Raw genomic sequence first — 21,921 nt, forward strand, 5'->3', positions numbered from 1 at the left:
AAAGTTTAATGTCCATCACAAAACCTCTCCTGCCAGCAAAATAGTCCATATCTTTGGCTTATCCAGCCTGACAAACTCCTCCGCCAGTCACGTACTTTCGTCCTATGTCTTTCTCTGTGTGGCAGGAATAAAAATGACTTCAATCAGTAACGACTCTGCATTAACGCCGCGGACGCAACGTGACACCCGGCGGATGAACTGGTTTGTTTCTATCGCTGCGGCGGTGGCGGGGTTGCTCTTTGGCCTGGATATCGGCGTGATATCCGGGGCGCTACCCTTTATTACCGACCATTTCACCTTATCCAGCCAGCTTCAGGAGTGGGTGGTCAGCAGTATGATGTTGGGGGCGGCGATCGGTGCGCTGTTTAATGGCTGGCTGTCGTTCCGCCTTGGCCGTAAATACAGCCTGATGGCGGGGGCTGTGCTCTTTGTTGCCGGCTCTATCGGCTCCGCTTTTGCCGCCAGCGTGGAGGTGCTGCTGATGGCCCGCGTGGTGTTGGGGGTGGCCGTCGGGATCGCTTCTTATACCGCGCCGTTGTATCTCTCCGAGATGGCCAGTGAGAACGTGCGCGGGAAAATGATCAGTATGTATCAGCTGATGGTGACCCTCGGCATTGTGCTGGCGTTTCTTTCCGATACCGCCTTTAGCTACAGCGGTAACTGGCGCGCCATGTTAGGCGTGCTGGCGCTGCCGGCGGTGATCCTGATTATTCTGGTGGTCTTTTTGCCGAACAGCCCGCGCTGGCTGGCGGAGAAGGGGCGCCATATCGAAGCGGAAGAGGTGCTGCGGATGCTGCGCGATACCTCGGAAAAGGCGCGCGATGAACTTAACGAGATCCGCGAGAGCCTGAAGCTGAAGCAGGGCGGCTGGGCATTGTTTAAGATCAATCGTAACGTGCGCCGGGCGGTGTTCCTTGGCATGCTGCTACAGGCGATGCAGCAGTTCACCGGCATGAACATCATCATGTACTACGCGCCGCGTATCTTTAAAATGGCGGGCTTTACCACTACCGAACAGCAGATGATCGCCACCCTGGTGGTGGGCCTGACCTTTATGTTTGCCACCTTTATCGCGGTGTTCACGGTGGATAAAGCGGGCCGCAAGCCGGCGCTGAAAATCGGCTTTAGCGTGATGGCGCTGGGCACCCTGGTGCTGGGCTACTGCCTGATGCAGTTCGACAATGGCACAGCCTCCAGCGGCCTCTCCTGGCTTTCCGTCGGCATGACCATGATGTGTATTGCCGGGTATGCGATGAGCGCGGCGCCGGTGGTGTGGATCCTCTGCTCCGAGATCCAGCCGCTGAAATGCCGCGACTTCGGTATCACCTGCTCGACCACCACCAACTGGGTGTCGAACATGATCATCGGCGCCACCTTCCTGACGCTGCTTGACGCGATTGGCGCCGCCGGTACCTTCTGGCTCTACACGGTGCTCAACGTGGCCTTTATCGGCGTCACCTTCTGGCTGATCCCGGAAACCAAGAATGTCACCCTCGAGCACATTGAGCGCAACCTGATGGCGGGTGAGAAGCTGCGCAACATCGGTAACCGTTAATGTGAGGCGCGCGGCAACCACGGGCTGGCGACTTTGCGCGTCTCCCGATGGTTGTCGCCATGAATGATATGCAGGGCGCTCAGGCGCCCGATGTCGTAGTGCGGCAGTTGCACCGTGGAGAGCGGCGGCAGAAACAGATCGCCAATGCCCACCATATTGTCGTATCCCACCACCGCCACGTCCTGGGGAATGCGTAACCCCTGGCCCAGCAGCGTCTGATAGACCATAAACGCGATGCGATCGTTGCCGCAGATCACCGAGTCAAAGCCAGGTTTACCCTCGCGGATATGCGCCAGCACCACCGCCGGGATATCGTGGTAATGCTCATCGCCCTGGCCCATATACGAATGGATCAGATGGTCCGGTTCGATACCCGCCTCCCGGCAGGCGCACTCCAGCCCCTGGCGGCGGCGGATCGTCGCCAGCTGGCTGGCGGGTAAGTGCAGGCACAGCGGACGACGATAGCCAGCGGCAAGCAGGGCTTTTACCGCGTCGTACTGGCCCTGTTCATCGTCCGGGATATAGCTGGCCACCGGCTGGCTGAGGCTTTCGCAGTTGGCCAGCACGCAGGGCAGGGTCAGCAGTTTGTCCGGCAGCGGCACCTGGCGCAGGCCCATGGTGGTGAAGATGATGCCGTCCGGGCGGTGGGAGAGGAGCAGGTCGACCACCGCTTCCGGGCTATCGTCCGAAAACATGTTGACCACAAAGCTGTTCCAGCCATGGGCGCGGGCGGTCTCTTCGATCGAGAGGGTGATTTCCACCGAAAAGGGCGTGGTGACGGTATCCAGCGCCAGCACGCCGATGGTGCTGGGGGTGGCGCGCGCCCCACGGATCTTCTTCGCCGACAGGTCGGGGACGTAGTTGGTCTCGGCGATAGCGGCCTGCACGCGGGCCAGGGTCTCCGGCTTTAACCGCTCCGGGGTGTTCAGCGCCCGCGAGACGGTCATCAGAGATACATTCGCCAGTTTTGCTACATCTTTCAGGGACGCCATTTTTTCCTCCGCCGTGGCTGCAGAGTACAGGCTATACAACTAAGTCGCTGATGTAAAAGAGTGAAACGATTTTCTGCTATCGTCGTCCTGAACGCTGCCGCGGTTAATATTTGATCGCGATCGCATCTTCATTATGTTAACGTTAACTTTTGTGATTAACATCATGTATCGCAGCGAATCCCCCTGCGTTTTGTTTTTTGTTAACGTTACCATAATTGCATTCCTCTAACACGAGAATGTCATGATGAAAGCGCATCACTCACACAGCTACCCGTTGCTCAGTGCCTTACTGTTTTTCTTTTTCGTGACCTGGTCGTCATCCGGCTCCTTGCTCTCTATCTGGCTTCACCAGGAGGTTGGGTTAAAGGCTGGCGATACCGGTATTATCTATGCCGTACTGTCGGTTTCCGCGCTGTTTGCGCAAGTTTGCTATGGCTTCATTCAGGACAAACTGGGGCTGCGCAAACATCTGCTCTGGTATATCACCGCGCTGCTGATCCTCTCCGGTCCGGCGTATCTGCTGTTCGGCCACCTGCTGAAGATTAACGTCCTGTTGGGCAGCATCTTCGGCGGGATCTACATCGGCCTGACCTTTAACGGCGGCATTGGCGTGCTGGAATCCTACACCGAGCGCGTGGCGCGTCAGAGCCAGTTTGAATTCGGCAGGGCACGGATGTGGGGCTCGCTCGGCTGGGCGGTGGCCACCTTCTTCGCCGGCCTGCTGTTTAATATCAATCCGCAGCTTAATTTCCTCGTCGCCAGTTGCTCAGGGCTGGTGTTCTTTATCCTGCTGGCGCGGCTGCGGGTCTCCTCGGCGCCGCATGCGATGCAGGAGGCGGTATCGGGCGGTAAGGTGACGCTGGAAGATGCGCTGCGCCTGCTGACGCTGCCGCGGTTCTGGGCGCTGGTCTTTTTCGTCATCGGCACCTGCATCTACGGCGTCTATGACCAGCAGTTCCCGGTCTATTTCTCATCGCAGTTCGCGACCCTGCAGGAAGGCAATGAGATGTATGGTTATCTCAACTCCTTCCAGGTGTTCCTCGAGGCGGCCGGCATGTTCTGCGCGCCGTGGCTGGTGAACCGCATCGGCGCCAAGAACGGCCTGATTTTTGCCGGCATGGTGATGGCGATGCGCATGGTGGCTTCCGGCCTGGTGGAGGGGCCGCTGCTGATCTCCATTACCAAACTGCTGCACGCGGTGGAGCTGCCGATACTGCTGGTGGCTATCTTTAAGTACAACAGCATCAACTTCGATAAACGCCTCTCCTCCACCCTCTATCTGGTGGGTTTCGCCTGCACCAGCTCGATCATTGCCAGCATCTTGTCGCCGCTGGCGGGCTACAGCTATGAAAAATATGGCTTCGCCCAGTCCTATCTGATCATGGGCCTGCTGGTGTTCTGCACCACCTTTATCTCCATCTTCTTGTTGCGCTCCGGTAAATCCTCGGCCGATCCGCTGGTGTCGCAACCTACCGCTATCTGAATCAAAAAGAGTGAAAATGATGACTTACACAATCTCCCGGGCTGAACAGGTACTGCAGAAACAACGCCAGGCGCTTAATCTGCGCTGGTATCCACACTATCACCTGGCGGCCCGCGCCGGATGGATTAACGACCCAAACGGTCTGGTGTGGTTCGACGGCTGGTACCATGCCTTTTATCAGCATCACCCGTATTCCACCCAGTGGGGGCCGATGCACTGGGGGCACGCGCGCAGTAAGGATCTGGTGCACTGGGAGCACCTGCCGGTGGCGCTGGCGCCGGAAGGGCCGGAAGATAAAGACGGCTGCTTCTCCGGTTCGGCGGTGGTTGATGGCGATACCCTGGCGCTGATTTACACCGGGCATAAGTTCCACGGCGATCCTGGCGACGAAGCCAATCTGTATCAGGTGCAGTGTCTGGCCACCAGCCGCGACGGGATCCACTTTGAGCGCCAGGGGATGGTGGTCGACACCCCTCCAGGCATGCACCACTTCCGCGACCCGAAGGTCTGGCGGGAAGGGGATAGCTGGTACATGATTGTCGGCGCGCGTGAAGGCGATACCGGCCAGGTGCGGCTGTACCGTTCAACCGATCTGCGCCAGTGGCAGGATGCGGGCGTGCTGGATGAAGCGGAAAGCACCATGGGCTACATGTGGGAGTGCCCGGACTTCTTCACCCTCAACGGCAAGCGTGTCCTGATGTTTTCCCCACAGGGGATGCAGGCCGAAGGGTTCCGCAACCGCAATCTGTTCCAGAGCGGCTATCTGATCGGCGAGTGGCAGCCGGGGCAGCGTTTTATTCGCCACGGCGAATTCAGGGAGATGGACCACGGCCACGATTTCTATGCCCCGCAAAGCTTCGCCACCCCCGATGGCCGGCGGATCGTGATTGGCTGGCTGGATATGTGGGAATCGCCGCTGCCGGAGCAGCAGGACGGCTGGGCGGGCATGCTCTCCCTGCCGCGCGAGTTGAGCCTGAGCGCGGATAACCGTCTGCAGATGCGCCCGGCGAAAGAAGTGGAGAGCCTGCGTGGCGCCTGGTTCCCGTGGCCGGTCAGCACCCTGAACAACCAGCAGACGACGATGGTCGACAACTGCGAGGCGATGGAGGTGCACCTGCGCTGGGACTGCGCCCGCAGCAGCGCTGAGCAGTATGGTCTGCGCTTTGGCGATGGCCTGCGCATCTACGTGGATGCCCAACAGCAGCGTCTGGTGCTGGAGCGGCATTATCCGCAGTTTGGCCTGTGCGGGACGCGCAGCGTGCCGTTGATCGCCGGGGCGGATCTCAACCTGCGGATATTTTTCGATAGCTCTTCGGTCGAGGTTTTCGTCAATGATGGCGAAGCCTGCCTGAGCAGCCGTATCTATCCGCAGGTCCCTTGCCGTGAATTAGCGTTATTTGCCTGGAGCGGCTCAGCTGCATTAACTGAAGCCGGCGCCTGGCAGCTCGAATAATAATAAGGCTGTTGTCGTTAATAACCCGTCTTTGACGATGGGCGGGTTATTATTGCCTGCATCGTCGTGCGTTACCCATTAATAACAAATTCAGTTCATTCCATAATAAAAGGGTTTACCGATGAATAAAATCTGGGTCGGGTGTTTTCTCACGTCTCTGTATCTGCCATCCGTTATGGCGCAGGCGCCGTTATCGCTGGAGGATCGACTGGCGCAAATGGAGCAGCGGCTAAAGGCAACGGAGGCGCGCGCCGCCAGCGCAGAGGCGGAAATTAAGACGCTGAAAGGCCAGCAGCAGGCCACGACGGTTGCCCGCACGGCGCCGGCTACGCCGCGCCTGCAGCTAAACGACAATGGCGAATTAAAATTTTATGGCGACGTCGAATTTAACCTCGATGGCGCCAGCCGCACCGGCAGTCTGACGTCGGTCAAAACCAGCGCGAATAAAAGCTGGGCGCCCGGCGATAAAGAGCGCTGGGATATTAATGGTCGTATTCTGCTGGGGATTGACGGCAGGCGTAATGGCGCTGATGGGCAATATGCCGGATTCAGCGTACAGCCCCTGGCGGATATTAACGGAAAAATGAATCTTGATGATGCGGTATTTTTCTTTGGCCAGCAGGATGACTGGAAAATTAAAATAGGCCGCTTCGAAGCCTGGGATATGTTCCCGCTGAATCAGGACACCTTTATTCAATATTCAGGCAATACCGCCAACGATCTCTATTCCGACGGCTATGGCTATATTTACATGATGAAAGAGGGGCGCGGGCGCAGCAGCAGCGGCGGCAACCTCCTGTTCAGCAAAACGGTGGATAACTGGTATTTCGAGGTTAACACCCTGGTGGAGGACGGCAGTTCGCTGTTTGTCGATCAGAACTATCACGGTAACGCGCTGGAAAACCGCAAAAATGTGGTGTACGTGCGGCCGGTGGCGGTGTGGCAGTCCGGTGCCTGGTCGGCGGCCGCGGCCGTAGAGAGCAACCTCGTCAACAATGCTTACGGCTATCAGAACCAGAGCGGACGCTGGGTCGACCAGTCAAACCGCACCGGCTACGGGCTGACCATGAGCTGGAACACCCTGAAAAGCGATCCGCAGGATGGGGCGGTGGTCAACCTGAGTACCGCCCTGCTGGACGCGGCGGACGAAACCGACTTCAGCGCCGGAATTAACGCCCTGTGGCATCGCGTGGAGCTGGGCTATATCTATGCGCACAATAAAATCGACCAGTTCAATATGGCCGGGGTGACCAGCGAATGCGATGGCGACTGCGCTATCCTGGCGCCGGGGCGCTATGACATCCATACCCTGCACACTTCCTGGCAGTTGCCGAATATGATGGCGATGCCGAACTTCAATATTTACCTTGGCGCCTATGCCTCGTGGCTCGATTCCACGGCAGCGAAGAGCGGGAATCCCGATGAACGCTACGGCGCTCGGGTACGCTTTAAATATTTCTTCTGACAGGATACTCAGGCAGGCTCTCCCGCAGCGGACGCCGCGGGAGAGTTCAGACGGGCAAGTTAGCGCATTGCGCGGCGCAGAATGCGGTCGGTCTGGCGCTGGAAGTCCTCTGCCGCTTCTTCCACCGACTTTTTACCGTAGTCGATGTACTGCAGGGTGGTGCCGAACTGGGCGACGATCTGCGGGTCGTCGAAGTACGGGGAGACCGGCAGGGTAGTCGGCAGGGATTGCGCCAGTTTCAGGCCAGACACCGCCGGATCGTCGGCTTTGATGATCCCGTCCTCGGTCAGGTAGTTGACCGCCGCTTTACTCAGCGGCACCCCGCGCTCCAGTCCGAGAATATCCACCCCTTCTTTACTGTTCAGCAGAAAGTTAATCACTTTCGCCGCCGCCTGCGGGTTTTTCGTCGATTTGCCAATCGACAACATTTGCGCAGGCTTGAAGAACAGTCCGGCATCAGTGGCGCCCGGCAGCATCGGGTATTCCCCCAGCACCAGCTTCGCCGGCGGCTTCAGGTTATCGGAATATTTGTTGATGGTGGAGTTCCACATGTAGGTGCCGCCCCATTCACCCTGGATCCACGGCTTCATCTCGTACATGTTGCTCTTGCCAAATGAGGCATAGTAGCGGGTGTCCGGCATCACATGGCTGTCGATAAGCTTCTTATACATGCCGAAGAAATCTGCCCACTGCGCTTTGCTGTAGGAGAATTTGCGCCCCTTCTCATCGATGGCCGGCTGATTGTATTTTTGCACCATATAAGAGTTGAGCAGCGCCAGCACGTCCTGGTGTTCGAGCACGACCGGGTAGTACTGTTTCCCGAGCTTGCTTTCGAAGGTTTTGCCCGCCGCCATGAGTTCATCCCAGGTTTTCGGGAAGGCGATGCCCGCCTTTTTCCACGCTTCGTCGTTAAAGTAGAAGACGCGGGCGGTGACGGAAATGGGAATACCGTTAAGCTTGCCGTTGACCGTGGTGGACTGCAGCTCTTTGGCATCGAACTGGCTGAGGTCGATCTCGTCTTTCAGGGTATTGAGATCGTAAAAGCCATCGCCATTTTTCGAAAAGATCGGCAACCAGTTCCAGTTGGTCTGCATCACGTCAGGCTCAGTGCCGCCGGCAATCTGGGTGGTCAGGCGCGAAAGATGGCCGTCCCAGCCGGTGTATTCTGCTTTGACGTTGATATCTGGATGTTGTTTGTGGAATTCCTCCAGCGCCTTGAGGGTGACCTGATGGCGGCCGTTGCCCCCCCACCAGGACATACGAAGGTCGACATCCTTCGCCATTGACGGTAATGCGGTAAGGCCCAGAGTGGCGGAGATGACGGCGCTTAAAAGCACGTTTTTCATTTTAATACTCCAGTGTTCACAGAGAGAGGTTCTGTTCGGTTTTCGCGTCAAAGATGTGACACTTATTGAGATCAAATTTGAAATACACTTTGCGATGAAGGCCCTTCTCGATCATGGGTTTCGCTTCATCGGACGGCACGCGGGCGGTCAGCTCATAATCAGCAACCTTCAGATAAACAAAGAATTCATGTCCCATGTTTTCCACACGTACCATTTCACCCGTGCAGGAACCCTCGGCAAAGGGTTCATCGGAGAGAGAGACAAACTCCGGGCGCACGCCAAAGAAAACCTGCTGATTCTTATGGGTCTCAACTTTGCTTTGCAGCAGGTCGTTGAGCGGCAGTCGCTGATCGCCCAGCGTCAGATGCAGGCGACCGTCGTGCTCAACCAGCTGGCTGGGGCGAATATTCATCTCCGGCGCGCCGATGAACCCGGCGACAAACATATTTTTCGGCTGGTGGTAGAGATTGTCTGGCGTATCAACCTGCATAATGTGGCCGAGCTTCATCACGCAGATGCGGTCGCCCATGGTCATCGCTTCCGTCTGATCGTGGGTGACGTAGACGGTGGTCGCCGGTTTGCCGGATTTTTTCAACTGCTTATGCAGATCGGAAATGCGGATCCGCATCGAGGCGCGCAGTTTGGCGTCAAGGTTGGAGAGCGGTTCGTCGAACAGGAAAACGTCCGGTTTTTTGACGATCGCCCGCCCCACCGCCACGCGCTGCGCCTGGCCGCCGGAGAGCTGGCGCGGCAGGCGATCCAGCAGCTCTTCCAGTTCGAGAATTTTCGCCGCTTCTTCCACCTGTCTGTCGATTTGCGCCTTCGGCAGCTTGCTCAGCTTCAGGCCGAAGGCGAGGTTTTCGCGCACCGTCATATGCGGATAGAGAGCGTAGTTCTGGAATACCATCGCGATGCCACGTGATTTTGGCGCCAGGTTGTTGACGATTTTGTCCCCAATCCGCACCTCGCCGCCGCTGATGGTTTCCAGACCCGCCAGCATGCGCAGGGTGGTCGATTTGGCGCAGCCGGAGGGGCCGACGATCACCATAAATTCGCCATCGGCAATCTTCAGGTCGATACCATGCACCGCTTTGAAACCGTTGGAGTAGACTTTTTCCAGTTTGTTGAAAATGACTTCAGCCATGATATTTCCCTCTTAACCTTTGATTCCGCTGCTGGTCACGCCCTGCACGAAGTAGCGTTGAGCCAGGAAGAAGACAATGATGGACGGCAGAATGGAGATACTCGCCATTGCCAGAATTTCGTTCCACGGCGCGCCTTCCGTGACGTCGATGGACATTTTTAGCGCCAGCGCGATGGGATACTTATCGACGCCGTAGACGTAGATCAGCGGGCCGATAAAGTCGTTCATCGACCACATGAACTGGAACAGCGCCACCGAGATAATGGCCGGCTTGAGGATCGGCACGACCACGTACCACAGCACCTGGATGGAGTTGCAGCCGTCGATCTGCGCCGCCTCTTCCATATCGCGTGGGACGCCGCGCAGAAACTGGATCAGCATGAAGACAAAGAATCCCTGGGTGGCGAAGGCCAGCGGCAGGTACAGCGGCAGATAGCTGTTCAGCATCCCCATTTCACGGAACATCAGGTACTGCGGGATCAGCAGGACGGTGCTTGGCAGCAGCATGGTGGTGATGAGCGTTGCGAACCAGAACTTCTTCCACGGGATCTCAAAGCGTGCAAAGCCGTACGCCACGATGGTGGAGGAGATGATCGTTAACACCACCTTCGGGATCACATATTTAAAGGTGTTAAGCATATAGTGGCCGAAATGGTATTCGGTGCCGGTCTTCCAGCCATTGATAAACCCGTCCCAGGTCGCGTGGGCAGGCCACAGTCCGAGGGTGGTGAAGATCTCATGGTTCGGCTTGAACGAGGCGGAGAACATCCACGCCAGCGGGTAGAGCATCAGCAGGCCGACGAATATCAACACGACGTAGCGTACCACCCGACTTACCTTTTCCCGACGCAGCGTACGAGCGACCTCACGATCGGCGTTGCTCATTACCGGCGCCATCTGTTGAATATCAGCCATTTTTGCCTCCCTTATCGGCGGAGTAGAAGACCCAGTATTTCGATGACTTAAAGGCTATCGATGCAAAGACCGCGACGACGAGGAACAACACCCATGCCAGCGCGGCGCCATAGCCCATGTCGAAGTACTTAAAGGCGGTATCGTAGATATAGAGTGAGAACAGGTAGGTGTAATAGGTCGGGCCGCCGCCGGTTATCACGTACGGGCCGGTAAACTCCTGGAACGCCTGAGTGGTCTGCATAATAAAGTTGAAGAAAATGACCGGAGTGATCAGCGGCACGGTGACCTTCATGAACATCTGCCACTTTGAGGCACCGTCGATCATCGCCGCCTCATACTGCGACTGCGGAACGTTCTGCAGCGCGGCGAGGAAGATGACCATCGCGGAGCCAAACTGCCAGACGCGCAGCAGGGTGACCGACATCAGCGCCAGCGAAGGCTCCCCCAGCCAGTTGACGGCATCGATGCCAAAGACGGCGAGGAAGCTATTCAGCAGACCGTCAATGGCGAACAGGGCGCGCCACAGCACGGCAATAGCCACCGAGCTGCCGAGAATCGACGGAATGTAGTAGGCGGTACGGAAAAAGCCGATGCCGCGCAGTTTGAAATTGAGCACAAAAGCAATGCCGAGGGCGAAAGCCAGTTTTAAGGGAATAGTTAAAAAAACGTAGGCAAAGGTCACGCCCATCGATTTCCAGAACAGGCTGTCCTCGGTCAACATATAGCGATAGTTTTCGATGCCGTTAAATACCGGCGGGCTCATCAAGTCGTACTCAGTAAAACTGAGAAAGAAAGATGAAACAAAGGGAAAAGCGGTAAAGACGATCAGCCCGATGATATAGGGCGATATCCATGCCAATCCCAGCAGCTTGTTTTCATTCATACATACCTACCTGGCTTACGCGTTGTAATACGGATTCGGTGATGCGGCGCTGTCGGCCTTTTACTGCTGACAACGCAAAAGTGTCTGAACGTTTTCCCCGAATAACATTTCCTTGTTAATAAATGGGTTAGCCTCTAACTGGGCCGACAAATAGCGTGCTTTCAGGCTCGCTTTTATACGGCTATATTTTTTATAAAACACCGTTTTAATTTCATTTTATTGCAATTTGTTTCTGCGTCATGCAGATCTGGGCGGAAATGTGATCAAAGTCGAAACGATGTTTCAAAAAGGTGAGGTGGTAAGCATTTTAGGGGCCTGCGGGAACCTGAAAAGAATGAAGATTCAGCGTTAACTGAGCGAAAAATATTATTACCAGGATAATGATTGTGACGGCATCTTTTTTAATGCCTGCGGTAAGACGTAAACCGGGGACGGTGAACGCCCCCGTCATGGATCAGCGAGAGAGAAAATCTTCGCGGACCGGCGTGAAGGTATCGAGCAGCGTGCCTGGCTGCAGGCAGACGCAGCCGTGCATGATCCCTGGCTGCTTATACAACGTATCGCCGGCGCTGACGACGCGCGTCTCCTCGCCGATGGTGAATTCAAACTCACCGGAGAGCACATAGGTGAGCTGTTCGTGGGGATGGTTATGCATCGGGCCGACGGCGCCGGCGGCAAAATTCACCTCCACGGCCATCATTTTACCGTCGTGGGCCAGAATGCGGCGGGTTACGCCATTGCCGAGGTCTTCAAGGGTGGTGTCTTTATGGAAAATAAACATCGGGCGGTCCTGTTGTTAAAGTGAAACATTGTTTCATTTAACTTATCCCACTCTTCATAAAAAAGAAATACACGGCCAGAGAAGTGGAAAGTTGATCACAAGTTTGCTTCACTGGCAGAAACGACATAAGGAGCAGAAGATGAAAACCATTGGCCTGTTAGGCGGCATGAGCTGGGAGTCCACGATCCCCTATTATCGGTTGATCAATGAGGGCGTTAAGGCGCGACTGGGCGGCCTGCACTCTGCCAGCCTGGTGCTGCACAGCGTCGATTTTCACGACATCGAAGCGTGCCAGTCCGCCGGCGACTGGGATCGCGCCGGGGAGATCCTTGCTGAAGCCGCGGTTGGGCTGCAGCAGGCGGGGGCCGAAGGCATTGTCCTGTGCACCAACACTATGCATAAAGTCGCGGATGCCATCGCCGCCCGCTGCCAGGTTCCCTTCCTGCATATTGCCGATGCCACCGGGCGGGCGATTGCCGCCAAAGGCCAGCGCCGGGTCGCGCTGCTGGGCACCCGCTATACCATGGAGCAGACCTTTTACCGCGGCCGTCTGCAGGAGCAGTTTGGCATCGAGACGCTGATCCCCGAGGCCGACGATCGGGCGCGGATCAATCAGATCATCTTCGACGAGCTCTGTCTCGGCACCTTCAGCGAGGCGTCGCGGGATTATTATCTGCAGGTGATCGCCGCCCTGGCGGAGCAGGGGGCGGAAGGGGTTATTTTCGGCTGTACGGAAATTGGCCTGCTGGTGCCTGCCGAGCTCAGCCCGCTGCCGGTCTTTGACACCGCGGCGATCCACGCAGAAGACGCGGTCAACTTTATGCTCTCTGCAGGACCGACGCCAGCGGTGTGAGGATCTGCGGCAGACTCTCCTGCAGGTGTGCAACAAAGGCGTCGACCAGCGCCGATCGCGGGCGGTGGAGCGGGCGGATCAGGCTGACGGTAAACGGCACCTCGACGCTAAAGCGGCGCACCACCACGCCGCTATCGGCATAATCCAGGGCGGTCAAGGGATTCACCACCGAGATCCCGGCGCCGGCGCGCACCATGGCGCAGATCGAGGCCGCGCTGTGGGTTTCGACCACCATCCGCCGTTTAACCTGATGCTCAAGGAACAGGGCGTCGAGCAGCTGGCGATAGCTGTCGGTGCGCGACAGGCTGATGTAGTTTTCGCCCTGAAAATCGGCGGGGGTCAGCGTCGTCTGCACCGCCAGCGGATGGCCGGCAGGCAGCACGCAGACTTCATTCAGCGTCAGCAGTGGGGTGCGTTCGGTGCCCGCCGGGGTATGCAGGGTCTCCGTCAGGCCGAGGTCATGGCGCTGGGCGGAGAGCCACTCCTCCAGCAGCGGCGACTCCTGGGGGACGATCTGCAGGCTGACCTCCGGGTAGCGAGCGAGAAACGGCGGCAACAGCAGCGGCAGAAAGGACTGGGAAAAGACCGGCAGGCAGGCGATCGACAGCTCGCCCTGGCGGAACTCGCGCAGGCTCTCGGCGGCGCTGACGATGCGGTCCAGGCCGTACCAGGAACGCTGAACCTCCTCAAACAAACGCAGGCCCTGCACCGTCGGCTGCAGGCGACCGCGGGTCCGTTCAAACAGCTTCAGGCCGAGCACTTTCTCAAAGCGCGCCAGCTCGCGGCTGACCGTGGGTTGCGAGGTGTGCAGCATCCGCGCCGCTTCGGTCAGATTGCCGGTGGTCATCACCGCGTGAAAGATTTCGATATGACGCAAATTAACGGCTGGCATGCGGTCTCCGTGAGGCTTGGCTGTAACCATATCATTTTTGCATAGAGTCGCGATAAAACGATATTTTTTATTCGTCCGCCACTGTGGCGTAATCGAAAAAAAACAGCGACCAACACACGCACTGCACCGGAGTTCTTATGCCACACTCGCTTTACGCCACCGATACTGACCTGACCGCAGACAACCTGCTGCGCCTGCCCGCGGAATTTGGCTGTCCGGTCTGGGTCTATGATGCGCAGATTATTCGCCGCCAGATTGCCCAGCTCAGCCAGTTTGACGTGGTGCGTTTTGCGCAAAAAGCCTGCTCTAACATTCATATTCTGCGTCTGATGCGTGAGCAGGGGGTGAAGGTGGACTCGGTGTCGCTGGGGGAGATCGAGCGGGCGCTGGCGGCGGGCTACGATCCGCAGCAGAATCCAGAGGATATCGTCTTTACCGCCGATCTGATCGACGACGCCACCCTCGATCGGGTGAAGGCGTTACAGATCCCGGTGAACGCCGGCTCGATCGACATGCTGAGCCAGCTGGGCGAGGTGTCGCCGGGCCATCGCGTCTGGCTACGCGTCAACCCGGGCTTTGGTCACGGCCACAGCCAGAAAACCAATACCGGCGGGGAGAACAGCAAGCATGGCATCTGGTACAGCCACCTGCCGGCGGCGCTGGAAGTGATGCGTCGCTATCAGCTGCAGCTGGTCGGGATCCATATGCATATTGGCTCTGGCGTTGACTACGGTCACCTGGAGCAGGTGTGCGGCGCGATGGTGCGTCAGGTCGTCGACTTTGGCCAGGATCTGCAGGCCATCTCCGCCGGCGGCGGTCTGTCGATTCCTTACCGCGAAGGTGAAGAAGCCATCGACACCGCCCACTATTATGGCCTGTGGAACCGCGCCCGGGAGCAGATCGCGGCCCATCTGGGGCACCCGGTAAAACTGGAGATTGAGCCAGGACGCTTCCTGGTGGCCGAGTCCGGCGTGCTGGTGTCGCAGGTGCGCAGCGTGAAAGAGATGGGCAGCCGTCACTTTGTGCTGATTGACGCCGGCTTTAACGATCTGATGCGTCCGGCGATGTACGGCAGCTATCACCATATCACCGCCCTGGCGGCGGATGGTCGCGATCTCAGCGCCGCACCGCAGGTGGAAACCGTGGTGGCCGGGCCGCTGTGCGAATCCGGGGACGTCTTTACCCAGCAGGAAGGGGGCAAAGTCGAGACCCGCCTGCTGCCAGCGGTGGCCCCAGGGGATTATCTGGTGCTCCATGACACCGGCGCCTACGGGGCCTCGATGTCATCCAACTATAACAGCCGTCCGCTGCTGCCGGAGGTGCTGTTTGATGGCGGCAAGGCGCGGCTGATCCGCCGTCGCCAGACCATTCAGGAGCTGCTGGCCTTAGAGCTTATTTAAAAAAAGGTCCCGTCGTTACCGACTCGCGCAACACCAGCGTGCCGGTAAACGGCGGGATCGTTTCTATCGGCTGCTGGTTAGCAAGCTTGATCGCCTGATCTATAGCCGTGGTGATCATGTTGTCGATCGGCAGATAGACCGTCGACAGCCCCGGCTCCAGCCATTTCGCGCTTGGCGCATCGTCGAAGCCAAACAGCGACACATCCTGCGGAATACGCAGCCCTGCCTGATGCAGCGCCTTTGACGCCCCCAGCGCCATATCATCGTTACAGGAAAACAGCGCGCTGAAGCGGGCTTTCTCGTCCAGCAGTTCCCGGCACAGTTCGTAGCCGCGGGTCATCGTCGAGTCCCCGTACTTCACCCGGCTCGGATCCCACTCAATACCATGTTTTATCAGCGCGTTGCGGTAGCCCTGCAGGCGAGCCTGGCCGGTAGGGGTGTGCATCGGGACGGTCATGCAGGCGATATCGCGGTGGCCCTGGGTAATCAGATACTCCACGGCCTGAAAGGCGGCTTCCTGCTGCTCGAAGAACACGCAGCGTTCGCGGGCCTGCGCCACATCGCGGTTAATCACCACCAACGGCATGGCGATCGAATTAATCAGCGACATGATCGCCTTTTCGCTCATGTGCCGGGTATAGAGGATGATCGCATCGCATTGCCGGTCGGCGAGCATCTGCACCGCTTCCTCTTCGCGCTCCGGCGTATCATGGCCGTCAGTGACGATAAGCTGCTTTCCCCAGGCTTCCGTCTGGCGTGACGCCTGCTGCAGCAGACGGCCAAAATAGAAGCCGTCAAAGGTGGAGACGACCAGCCCGATACTATTGCTGGTCTGATTGGCCAGCGAGCGCGCGAGAAAATTCGGCCGGTAGCCCAGCTCTTCCATCGCTTTAAAGACCTGTTGGCGGGTGCTCTCTTTCACCTGACCTGTGCCGTTCAACACGCGGGAAACCGTCGCTTTCGAGACGCCTGCGCGAATTGAGACATCCAGCATTGTAGCCATTCATCGATTCCTGATTTCACGTGGTAAGGCGCAGTTTATCACAGACCGAAAAGGGACATATCGACGGGGCGGGGCGGAAAAACCATCGCGATCACGCTTTTGGCAGGAACTGACGAGCCGACATACTCTGGCATGCCAATGTCGATTTTATCAGTTATTTGGGATACCACACTGCGCGTTGCGAGCGCTGTCACAGAACTGTTTTTGCCTGGCGACTATGTTTTGGTATGCCAAAAGTCTCTGGCTGTTCACCTGGCCGCAATAAGCCCTTTACTCTGAGGTACTCTTTTATGGCATTACAGGACAAACTGATCGACGCGCTGGGGCGTTTCGCGACGACATTCAACAGCTATCGCTACATTATGGCGATCAAATCGGCGTTTATTACTCTGATGCCGGTGATCATCGTCGGGGCCTTTTCGGTACTGATCTCCAATATGGTGCTGGATCCGAAGAATGGGCTCGCCAGCTTTTCCTCGCTCTCCTTTCTCGCGGCGCTGAAGCCGATCACCAGCGCGCTCAACTACGCCACGCTCAATTTCCTCAATATCGGCGCCGTGTTTCTGATCGGTATTGAGCTGGGGCGGATCAACGGCATCAAAAGCCTGTTTCCCGGCCTGCTGGCGGTGATCTGCTTTATCTGCGTGACGCCGACGACGGTGGAGATGATGGTCGATGGCCAGATGCACGTGGTGAAAGATGTCCTGCTGCGCCAGTTCTCCGATACCCGCAGTCTGTTCCTTGGGATGTTCATCGCCATTCTGTCAGTGGAGATTTACTGCTGGCTGGAGGGGCGCAAGGGACTGAAAATTAAAATGCCGGATACCGTGCCGCCGAACGTTTCCGCCTCTTTTTCCGCGCTGATCCCGGCGATCATCACCACCACCGCGATCGCCACCTTTGGTTTTCTCTTTCACCAGCTGACGGGGATGTATCTCTATGATGCGGTCTACCAGGTGGTGCAGCAGCCGCTGGAGCGGGTGGTGCAGAGCCTGCCGGGGATCCTGCTGCTGATGTTCGTCGCCCAGCTGTTCTGGGTGATCGGCATTCACGGCAACCAGATGATCAAGCCGATCCGCGAGCCGCTGCTGCTGGGGGCGATCACCGTCAATATGAGCGCTTTTGAGCAGGGAAAAGAGGTACCGAACATTATCACGATGCCATTCTGGGACGTCTACATGAGCATTGGCGGTTCGGGGCTGACCATCGGCCTGCTGATTGCGGTGATGATCGCCACGAAGCGCAAAGAGATGAAAGAGATCGCCAAGCTGTCGATAGGCCCGGGACTGTTCAATATTAACGAGCCGGTGATCTTCGGAATGCCGATCATGCTCAACCCGATCCTCGCTATCCCGTTTATCATCACCCCGCTGGTGACCGGCAGCATCGGCTATTTCGCCACCCTGACCGGCTTCGCCGGCAAGGCGGTGGTGATGGTGCCCTGGACCACGCCGCCGCTGATCAACGCCTGGCTCTCCACCGCCGGCTCGATGGGGGCGGTGGTGACTCAGCTTATCTGCATCGTGGCCGCGGTGCTTATCTATCTGCCTTTCGTCAAAATCGCCTCCCGCCGTGCCGATGCCGCACAGCGTCAGGCCGACAATCAACAGACCGCCAACCCTGTCTGAGGAGCCTATGACTACCGTACGGATGACCATTCCCGATGATTTTATCCTTGGCGCGGCGGCTTCCGCCTGGCAGACCGAGGGCTGGAGCGGGAAAAAACCGGGGCAGGACTCCTGGCCCGATCTCTGGTACAAAAACGACCGCCACGTCTGGCATAACGGCTATGGCCCGGCGGTGGCCACCGATTTTATCAACCGTTTTCAGGAAGATGTGCAGCTGATGAAGCTGGCCGGGCTGACCCACTACCGCACCTCAATCAACTGGTCGCGCTTTCTGACCGACTATGAAAACATCACGGTGGATGAGGAGTATGCGGCCTATTACGACCAGCTGTTCGATGCGCTGCTGGCCAACGGCATCACGCCGATGATCTGCCTTGAGCATTATGAATTACCCGGCTATCTGCTGGAAAAGTATGGCGGCTGGGGGTCGAAAACGGTGATCGAGCTGTTTGTGCGCTACGCGGAGCAGGTCTTTGCCCGCTACCACCCGAAGGTGACCCGCTGGTTTACCTTTAATGAGCCGATCGTGGTGCAGACCCGGGTCTATCTGGATGCCCTGCGCTGGCCCTATGAGCAGAACACCAGCACCTGGATGCAGTGGAACTACCATAAGGTGCTGGCCACCGCCAACGTCGTGAAGCGGTTTCGTGAGCTCGGCTATCCCGGGACCGTCGGCTGCATCCTCAATCCGGAGGTGACCTATCCGCGCTCCCGCGCCCCTCATGACCTGCGCGCGGCGGAGATCTACGATCTGTTCTACAACCGCATGTTCCTCGACCCGCTGGTGCACGGGGTCTGGCCGCCGGAGCTTCTTGCACTGCTCGAACAGCATCAGGTGACGTGGGACGCCAGCGAGGAGGATCTGGCGATTATCCGCGAGCACACCGTCGATGAGCTGGGGATTAATCTTTACTACCCGCACCGGGTCAAAGCCCCGTCGCGGGCCTGGCATCCGCATACCCCGTTTCATCCGGCCTGGTATTATGAGCCGTTTGAGCTGCCCGGCCGGCGGATGAACGCCTCCCGCGGCTGGGAAATCTACCCGCAAATCATCTTTGATATGGCAATGCGGATAAAAAATGACTATCGCAACATCCCCTGGTTCGTTGCGGAGAGCGGGATGGGCGTGGAAAACGAAGACCAGTTCCGTAACCGCGAAGGCACCATCGATGACAGTTACCGCATCCGTTTCATCAGCGAACATCTGTGGCACACCCTGCGCGCCCGCGAGGCAGGGGCCAACTGCCAGGGCTATATGCTGTGGGCGTTTACCGACAACGTATCGCCGATGAACGCCTTTAAAAACCGCTACGGGCTTATCGAAATCGACCTGCAAAACCATCGCGCCCGGCGACCCAAAGCCTCGGCGCACTGGTTTCGTCAGCTGGGCGAACGGCGTGAACTGGTGCTGGATATCGATGATGAATACCGCTAGCCGGGGGCAATATTTGCTAAGATAGCGGCGTATTTGACTCGCAGGCATGTAACGCACAGGTGATTTTGTGGAAAAAGCGATAATTCCGCCGGAAAAGAAGCCCTATCAGGAGATTGGTGATGACTTACGCGCCCAGATCGCGCAGGGGCGCTACCCGGTCGGGTCGCGTTTGCCCCCGGAACGCCATATTGCCGAAACCTACGGCGTCAGCCGGACCATCGTGCGCGAAGCGCTGCTGATGCTGGAGCTGCAGGGGACGGTGGATATTCGTCAGGGATCCGGGGTGTACGTCATGCGTATTCCCCACGAGAACGACAGCGAAGAGGAGCAACTGCTCAGCAGCGACGTCGGTCCGTTTGAAATTCTGCAGGCGCGCCAGCTGCTGGAGAGCAATATAGCCGCCTTTGCCGCGAAAATGGCCACCCGCGCCGATATCGACAATCTGAAGCGGATTATCGAGCAGGAGCAGCGGGCTATCGCTCTCAACGACACCGCGCAGGATAACGCTCGTCTGTTTCATCTGGTGCTGGCCGGGGCGACGCAGAACCAGATGCTGCTGGCGACGGTAGAGCGGATCTGGCTGCAGATGGACAGCAGCCCGCTGTGGCAGCAGTTCAATGTGCATATTGCCAGCCGTGCCTGGCGGCTGAAGTGGCTCGGTGACCGACAGACGCTGCTCGCCGCGCTGCGGCGTCGCGATGTGATGGGCGCCTGGCAGGCGATGTGGCAGCATCTGGAAAATGTCAAAAACAGTCTGCTGGAGCTGTCCGATGAAGACGCCCCCGACTTTGACGGCTATCTGTTCGACTCGGTGCCGATTTTTCAGGGGAAGCTGGTATGACGATCCTGCCGCTGTACGCTGCGCCGCAGTACGCCCCGCAGGTGACCGACTGGCTGTGGCACGCCTTTGGCGGCGAGACGCTGCCGCGGGAGTTTTTCGCCAGCATTGTGCAGCATAGCCAGACGGCGGAGGCGCTGCCGTTGACCTTTATTGCCGTGGAAGGCGAGCAGTTGCTCGGCACGATTGGCCTCTGGCGCTGCGATTTGATCAGCCGCCAGGATCTGTTTCCCTGGCTGGCGGCGCTGTACGTCGCGCCCGCCGCCCGCGGTCAGGGGCTGGCCGGAAAACTGCAGCGGCATGTGATCGATTATGCCCGCCGCGCGGGCTTTCGGGAGCTCTATCTCTACTCCGCCTGCCGGGATTTCTATGAACGCTTCGGCTGGCGCTACCTCGGCGAGGGGCTGGATTACCCGGCCACTGCCGTGTACCTCTATCGCTACGATTTATCGCCTTCCAGCGGGGCCACCACCGAATGACGGCGCACCAGCGTTGGGCTGAACAGGTGGGTGATCTCCGGCGCCGGGCGGTGCTCCGCCAGCGCTAAGGCCAGCTCGGCCGCCTGGGTCGCCATGGTGACGATCGGGTAGCGCACAGTGGTCAGCCGCGGGCGGACATAGCGGGAGATCAGGACATCGTCGAAGCCAATCAGCGAAATCTCCCGCGGCACGTCGATGCCGTTGTCGTTCAGTACGCCCATCGCGCCGGCGGCCATCGAGTCGTTATAGCAGGCGACGGCGCTAAAGTGGCGGCCGCGGCCAAGCAGTTCGGTCATTGCCTGTTCGCCGCCGCTTTCATCCGGTTCAGCAAAGGCGACCAGCCGGTCGTTGCACGGCAGGCCGCTCTCTTCCAGCGCCGCGTAGTACCCCTGCAGCCGATCTTCCGCATCGGAGATATGGTGGTTTGAGCACAGATAGCCGATACGCGTGTGCCCCTGCTGGATCAAATGGCGGGTCGCCAGCCAGGCGCCATAGCGGTCGTCCAGTGCTACGCAGCGGGTTTCATACCCGGGCAGGATGCGGTTGATCAGCACCATGCCGGGGATCTGCTTCATTAACCCCGCCAGTTCCTCATCAGGGATCATTTTGGCGTGCACCACCAGCGCCGCGCAGCGGTGGCGGATCAACTGCTCTATCGCCTGGCGTTCCTTCTGCACGTTGTGGTAGCCATTGCCAATCAGCAAAAAGTTGCCGGTGCGGTAAGCCACCTGTTCGACGGCTTTGACCATCGCGCCGAAGAAGGGGTCGGAGACATCACCCACCACCAGGCCGACGGTTTCCGTTGACTGCTGGGCCAGTGCCCGGGCGTTCGCGTTGGGGTGATAGTTCAGGGTTTCCATCGCCGCGCCCACGGACTGACGCGAGGCTTCGCTGGCTTTGGGAGAGTTATTGATGACGCGGGAGACGGTAGCGACGGAGACTCCTGCGAGTCGGGCTACATCCTTAATTGTCGCCATACCATGCCTTTTATAGGGTAAGCGTTTACATACTGCTATGTTACGGGAAAGAGCGGCAGATTCAAGGCGCGGCGGCGAAGGAATAGCGCAAATGTGATTCAGACCGGGCTTATGGGTAACCTGTTTACATTGACGCCATCGCTAATTGAAACCGGCGCAGGGAAATACAAACCTTTGCTTACACTTTGCGATGTGCTGTTGCGAATGTTCGCTGGTTTGTTCGCGGATCAGGTTGATATTCTGGCTATCCCAGAGGTATTGATAGGTGGAGTCAACGCCAAGTTGACCACTTTACTTACACCAGCCTGCGCAGATGCGCAGGTTTTTTTTTGCCCGCCGTCGACGTTGTTACAGATACCGAAAATCGTAATACCTGGTTGCACTTAGGCTCACTCCCTT

The 21,921-nt window shown here is 58.0% G+C and carries 20 protein-coding genes; 11 read left to right on the plus strand and 9 right to left on the minus strand.

Annotated elements, in window-relative coordinates; translation table 11 throughout:
- The first annotated feature begins 133 nt into the window (after positions 1-133).
- Positions 134-1,555 (plus strand): arabinose-proton symporter AraE, encoded by a 1,422-nt coding sequence (gene araE, locus CWM54_RS11715; RefSeq protein ID WP_061153401.1) that lies wholly within the window; start codon positions 134-136, stop codon positions 1,553-1,555.
- On the opposite strand, the gene CWM54_RS11720 is transcribed toward araE, so the two are convergent.
- Positions 1,552-2,547, minus strand: coding sequence for a LacI family DNA-binding transcriptional regulator (locus CWM54_RS11720; RefSeq protein ID WP_100680738.1), 996 nt, complete (start codon positions 2,545-2,547; stop codon positions 1,552-1,554). The genes araE and CWM54_RS11720 overlap by 4 nt on opposite strands.
- Positions 2,548-2,641: 94 nt before the next feature.
- On the opposite strand from CWM54_RS11720, the gene CWM54_RS28595 reads away from it, so the two are divergent.
- The 4 genes from CWM54_RS28595 to CWM54_RS11735 all read left to right on the plus strand — a co-directional run bounded on the left by CWM54_RS28595 (position 2,642) and on the right by CWM54_RS11735 (position 6,948).
- Positions 2,642-2,776: a hypothetical protein gene (locus tag CWM54_RS28595; RefSeq protein ID WP_046621754.1), complete on the plus strand. Its 135-nt coding sequence runs from the start codon at positions 2,642-2,644 to the stop codon at positions 2,774-2,776.
- Between the two features lie 12 nt (positions 2,777-2,788).
- Positions 2,789-4,030: an MFS transporter gene (locus tag CWM54_RS11725; RefSeq protein ID WP_100680739.1), complete on the plus strand. Its 1,242-nt coding sequence runs from the start codon at positions 2,789-2,791 to the stop codon at positions 4,028-4,030.
- A 19-nt stretch (positions 4,031-4,049) separates the two neighbouring features.
- Positions 4,050-5,483 (plus strand): glycoside hydrolase family 32 protein, encoded by a 1,434-nt coding sequence (locus tag CWM54_RS11730; RefSeq protein WP_100680875.1) that lies wholly within the window; start codon positions 4,050-4,052, stop codon positions 5,481-5,483.
- A 121-nt stretch (positions 5,484-5,604) separates the two neighbouring features.
- On the plus strand, positions 5,605-6,948 hold the full coding sequence (locus tag CWM54_RS11735) for a carbohydrate porin (protein ID WP_100697161.1): 1,344 nt from the start codon (positions 5,605-5,607) through the stop codon (positions 6,946-6,948).
- Between the two features lie 59 nt (positions 6,949-7,007).
- On the opposite strand, the gene CWM54_RS11740 is transcribed toward CWM54_RS11735, so the two are convergent.
- The 5 genes from CWM54_RS11740 to CWM54_RS11760 form a co-directional block, all read right to left on the minus strand.
- Positions 7,008-8,294 carry an ABC transporter substrate-binding protein gene (locus CWM54_RS11740; protein ID WP_061153405.1) on the minus strand — a complete coding sequence of 429 codons (1,287 nt, stop codon included), beginning with the start codon at positions 8,292-8,294 and terminating at the stop codon, positions 7,008-7,010.
- Between the two features lie 16 nt (positions 8,295-8,310).
- Positions 8,311-9,438 carry an ABC transporter ATP-binding protein gene (locus tag CWM54_RS11745; RefSeq protein ID WP_022064919.1) on the minus strand — a complete coding sequence of 376 codons (1,128 nt, stop codon included), beginning with the start codon at positions 9,436-9,438 and terminating at the stop codon, positions 8,311-8,313.
- A 12-nt stretch (positions 9,439-9,450) separates the two neighbouring features.
- Positions 9,451-10,353, minus strand: coding sequence for a carbohydrate ABC transporter permease (locus CWM54_RS11750; protein WP_100697163.1), 903 nt, complete (start codon positions 10,351-10,353; stop codon positions 9,451-9,453).
- Positions 10,346-11,236 carry a carbohydrate ABC transporter permease gene (locus CWM54_RS11755; protein ID WP_004205419.1) on the minus strand — a complete coding sequence of 297 codons (891 nt, stop codon included), beginning with the start codon at positions 11,234-11,236 and terminating at the stop codon, positions 10,346-10,348. Before CWM54_RS11755 ends, CWM54_RS11750 begins: the two co-directional genes overlap by 8 nt.
- 454 nt (positions 11,237-11,690) lie before the next feature.
- Positions 11,691-12,017 (minus strand): cupin domain-containing protein, encoded by a 327-nt coding sequence (locus tag CWM54_RS11760; protein WP_012540645.1) that lies wholly within the window; start codon positions 12,015-12,017, stop codon positions 11,691-11,693.
- Between the two features lie 139 nt (positions 12,018-12,156).
- Here CWM54_RS11760 and CWM54_RS11765 point away from each other — a divergent pair, with 139 nt between their 5' ends.
- Positions 12,157-12,870 carry an aspartate/glutamate racemase gene (locus CWM54_RS11765; protein WP_100697165.1) on the plus strand — a complete coding sequence of 238 codons (714 nt, stop codon included), beginning with the start codon at positions 12,157-12,159 and terminating at the stop codon, positions 12,868-12,870.
- On the opposite strand, the gene CWM54_RS11770 is transcribed toward CWM54_RS11765, so the two are convergent.
- The gene (locus CWM54_RS11770; RefSeq protein WP_008806342.1) at positions 12,836-13,762 is read right to left on the minus strand and encodes a LysR family transcriptional regulator; all 927 of its coding nucleotides are present in this window, start codon (positions 13,760-13,762) and stop codon (positions 12,836-12,838) included. The two genes, CWM54_RS11765 and CWM54_RS11770, sit on opposite strands and share 35 nt — an antisense overlap.
- Positions 13,763-13,899: 137 nt before the next feature.
- On the opposite strand from CWM54_RS11770, the gene lysA reads away from it, so the two are divergent.
- On the plus strand, positions 13,900-15,162 hold the full coding sequence (lysA, locus tag CWM54_RS11775) for a diaminopimelate decarboxylase (protein ID WP_004181191.1): 1,263 nt from the start codon (positions 13,900-13,902) through the stop codon (positions 15,160-15,162).
- Here lysA and CWM54_RS11780 read toward each other — a convergent pair.
- A complete protein-coding gene (locus CWM54_RS11780; RefSeq protein WP_162493303.1) occupies positions 15,155-16,156 on the minus strand; it encodes a LacI family DNA-binding transcriptional regulator in 1,002 nt (333 codons plus the stop codon). The two genes, lysA and CWM54_RS11780, sit on opposite strands and share 8 nt — an antisense overlap.
- 299 nt (positions 16,157-16,455) lie before the next feature.
- Here CWM54_RS11780 and CWM54_RS11785 point away from each other — a divergent pair, with 299 nt between their 5' ends.
- From CWM54_RS11785 to CWM54_RS11800, 4 genes are all read left to right on the plus strand, one after another.
- Complete coding sequence (locus CWM54_RS11785; RefSeq protein WP_100697167.1) at positions 16,456-17,793, plus strand: PTS sugar transporter subunit IIC; 1,338 nt, start codon at positions 16,456-16,458, stop codon at positions 17,791-17,793.
- Positions 17,794-17,800: 7 nt separating this feature from the next.
- The gene (locus tag CWM54_RS11790) at positions 17,801-19,228 is read left to right on the plus strand and encodes a glycoside hydrolase family 1 protein (RefSeq protein ID WP_100697169.1); all 1,428 of its coding nucleotides are present in this window, start codon (positions 17,801-17,803) and stop codon (positions 19,226-19,228) included.
- A gap of 67 nt (positions 19,229-19,295) precedes the next feature.
- Entirely contained in the window at positions 19,296-20,069 is a 774-nt protein-coding gene (locus tag CWM54_RS11795) for a GntR family transcriptional regulator (RefSeq protein WP_004205433.1), read from the plus strand.
- Positions 20,066-20,545, plus strand: a complete 480-nt coding sequence (locus tag CWM54_RS11800; protein ID WP_100697171.1) for a GNAT family N-acetyltransferase — start codon at positions 20,066-20,068, stop codon at positions 20,543-20,545. The genes CWM54_RS11795 and CWM54_RS11800 overlap by 4 nt, the downstream gene beginning before the upstream one ends.
- Here the strand turns inward: CWM54_RS11800 and galR are convergent.
- Positions 20,506-21,522 carry an HTH-type transcriptional regulator GalR gene (galR, locus tag CWM54_RS11805; RefSeq protein WP_061153410.1) on the minus strand — a complete coding sequence of 339 codons (1,017 nt, stop codon included), beginning with the start codon at positions 21,520-21,522 and terminating at the stop codon, positions 20,506-20,508. The two genes, CWM54_RS11800 and galR, sit on opposite strands and share 40 nt — an antisense overlap.
- Between the last annotated feature and the right edge of the window lie 399 nt (positions 21,523-21,921).

The sequence above is a fragment of the Klebsiella sp. D-Nf1 genome (assembly GCF_002810515.1).
GTDB classification, from domain to species: domain Bacteria; phylum Pseudomonadota; class Gammaproteobacteria; order Enterobacterales; family Enterobacteriaceae; genus Klebsiella; species Klebsiella variicola.